Raw genomic sequence first — 3,078 nt, forward strand, 5'->3', positions numbered from 1 at the left:
CCCTCGCACATCGTCTGCAGGCCGTACCTGATGCCGTTCGCCTTCATGTGGTGGACCATGTCCGTCATGATGCGGGCCCCGGAGCCGCCGAGCGGGTGGCCGAGGGCGATCGCGCCACCGTTGGGGTTGAGCTTGGCCGGGTCGGCGCCGGTCTCGGCGAGCCACGCCATCGGCACCGAGGCGAAGGCCTCGTTGACCTCGAACACCCCGATGTCGTCGATCGTCAACCCGGAGCGCTCGAGAGCCTTGGCCGTGGCCGGGATCGGGGCGGTGAGCATGATGACCGGATCGTCGCCGGCGAGCGTGGCGGTGTGGACACGCGCGATCGGCGTGCAGCCATACCTGGCGGCGGCCTCCTCGCTCATCACCAGGATCGCGGCGGATCCGTCCGAGATCTGCGAGGCGTTGCCGGCGTGGATCACGCCGTCGGACTTGAACGGGGTCTTGAGCCCGGCCAGCCCCTCGACGGTGCTGCCCCGGCGGATGCCCTGGTCAGCATCGAAGACCCCGTCCGGGGTGGTCACCGGGACGATGTGCCCGGCGAAGAACCCGGCGTCCTGCGCGGCGGCGGCCTTCTCGTGCGAGGCCACGGCGAACTCGTCGAGCTGCGTGCGGGACAGCCCCCACCGCTCGGCGATCATCTCGGCGCCGACGCCCTGGTTGGGCATGGTGCCGTCGTAGCGGCCCAGGAAGTCCTGCCCGTACGGGATGCCCTCGCCGGTGATCGAGCTGCCCATCGGCTGACGGGTCATGGACTCGACGCCGCCGGCCACCACCACGTCGTGGTAACCGGATTCGACCACCGCGACGGCGAAGCTCAGCGCCTGCTGCGAGGAACCGCACTGGCGGTCGATGGTCACGCCGGTGACGGTCTCGGGCCACCCGGCGGAGAGCACCGCGGTACGCGCGATGTCCCCGGTCTGCTCGCCGGCCTGGGTCACGCACCCCCAGATCACGTCCTCCACGATCCCCGGGTCGACCCCGGCGCGCTCGACCAGAGCGTTCAGCACCGTGCCCGACAGATCGGCCGGATGCACCCCGGCCAGTCCACCCTTGCGCTTGCCCACCGCGCTGCGCACGGCCTCCACGATCACTGCACCCATGTGCGTGTCCCTCTCTCGAACGGTGAGTATCCGGTCTCGTCCGACCGGGTCTTGTCAGTGTTGCGCATCACGTTCAGCCGACGTACGGCGGCGTGCGCCTGAGCTCGCCACGCGCGATGGTGCGGCGATGCACGGCGTCCGGGCCGTCGACGATCCTCAGGGCCCGCGCCCAGGCGTAGAAGTAGGCGAGAGGGGTGTCGTCCGAGACACCGGCCCCACCGAAGACCTCGATCGCCCGGTCGATCACGGTGCACGCGACCTGCGGCGCGATCACCTTGATGGCCGAGATCTCGAACCGGGCCTCCTTGGCGCCGACGGTGTCGATCATCCACGCGCAGTGCTGGACCTGCAGGCGTGCCTGGTCGATCTCGATGCGGGAGTTGGCGATGTGCTCCTGCACCACGCCCTGCTCGGACAGGTACCCGCCGAAGGCGTGCCGCGACTTGGCGCGGTCGACCATCAGGGCCAGGGCCCGCTCGGCCATCCCGATGGCGCGCATGGCGTGGTGGATGCGGCCCGGCCCGAGACGCGCCTGCGCGATCGCGAAACCGGCGCCCTCCTCGCCGAGCAGGTTCGACGCTGGCACCCGGACGTCCGAGAAGACGAGCTCGCAGTGACCGTGCTGGTCCTGGTAGCCGAACAGCGGGAGGTTGCGCTCGATGGTGAGCCCCGGGGTACCGCGCGGGACCAGGACCATCGACTGCTGACGGTGCGTCTCGGCGGTCTCGTCCGTCTTGCCCATGACGATGAAGATCTCGCAGCGCTCGTCTGCCACTCCCGTGATCCACCACTTGCGGCCGTTGATCACGTACTCGTCGCCCTCGCGGCGGATGACGGTCTGGATGTTCGTCGCATCGGAGGAGGCCACGTCGGGCTCGGTCATGGCGTAGGCCGACCGGATCCTGCCCTCCTTGAGCGGCTCGAGGTACGCGGCCTTCTGCTCGTCGGTCCCGAACAGGTGGAAGGTCTCCATGTTCCCGGTGTCGGGCGCCTGCGAGTTGATGGCCTCGGGGGCGATCACCGGCGACCAACCGGAGATCTCCGAGACCGCCGCGAACTCGAGATTGGAGATGCCGGACCACTCCGGCAGGAAGAGGTTCCACAGCCCGCGACGCCGCGCCTCCGCCTTGAGGTCCTCCATGACGGGCGGGTGTTCGTGGTCGCCGTGCGTGCGCAGGTACTCGGCCCACACCGGCTCGGCGGGGAACACATGCTCGCGCATGAACTCCCACATGTTCTCCTGCAGCTCGACGCTGCGCTGACTGTGCGCGAATTCCATCGTGATGTCTCCTGGGTCGAGAACTGGTGAGGTCGAGGACTAGTGAAGGGTCATGCCGCCGTCGACGGTGAGGGTCGACCCGGTGATGAACGACGAGGCGTCGGAGGCGAGGAAGAGAAGGGCGGAGTCGAGCTCCGGTTGCAGACCGAGCCGACCGAAGATCGTGCGTCCGGTGATGTCGGCGAGCATCGTCTCGGGGATCTCGTCGGTCATCTCCGAGGCGAAGTACCCGGGGGCGAGGGCGTTGACGCGGATCCCCCGCCGGCTCCCCCACTGGGCCGCCAGGTCCCGGGTCAGTCCCAGTACGGCCGCCTTGGAGGCGGAGTAGGCGGCCTGCGGGGCGAATCCTGCGGTCAGGCCGAGCACGCTGGCCACGTTGACGATGCTCGAGCCGGGCTCCATGACGGCCGCGCACTCCTTGGCCGCCCAGTAGGCGCCGTGGAGGTTGACGTCCACCACGCCCCGGAACTGCTCCGGGGTCTCCTTGAGCGCGGGCACCGCGGTGCCGATGCCGGCGTTGTTGACCAGGATGTCGATCCGCCCGTGGGAGTCCATGGCAGAGCGGACCATGGCCGCACACGCCTCGGGGTCCGCGACGTCACAGGCCACCGTCGACGCCGTACCGCCGGCCGCGCGGAGCTCCTCGGCGAGTGCGTCGAGGCGCTCCCGTCGGCGGGCGGCCAGGACGACCGTCGC

Annotated in this window: 3 protein-coding genes; all 3 read right to left on the reverse strand. The window is 69.8% G+C overall.

The annotated features are described in order from the left end of the window. The coding region (locus G6018_RS02465) for a thiolase family protein (protein WP_182638622.1) at positions 1-1,103 on the reverse strand (1,103 nt) is incomplete at its 3' end. A gap of 73 nt (positions 1,104-1,176) precedes the next feature. Beyond that, positions 1,177-2,382, reverse strand: a complete 1,206-nt coding sequence (locus G6018_RS02470) for an acyl-CoA dehydrogenase family protein (RefSeq protein ID WP_182610103.1) — start codon at positions 2,380-2,382, stop codon at positions 1,177-1,179. A gap of 39 nt (positions 2,383-2,421) precedes the next feature. Further along, on the reverse strand, positions 2,422-3,078 hold a 657-nt coding region (locus tag G6018_RS02475), incomplete at its 5' end, for an SDR family oxidoreductase (protein WP_182638623.1).

It is taken from the genome of Dietzia sp. DQ11-44, assembly GCF_014145205.1.
Taxonomy (GTDB): Bacteria; Actinomycetota; Actinomycetes; order Mycobacteriales; family Mycobacteriaceae; genus Dietzia; species Dietzia natronolimnaea.

What these genes read in the sequence shown, in the direction of transcription:
- G6018_RS02470 (WP_182610103.1), bottom strand. Translation starts at nt 2,382, where the DNA reads ATGGAATTCGCGCACAGTCAGCGCAGCGTCGAGCTGCAGGAGAACATG.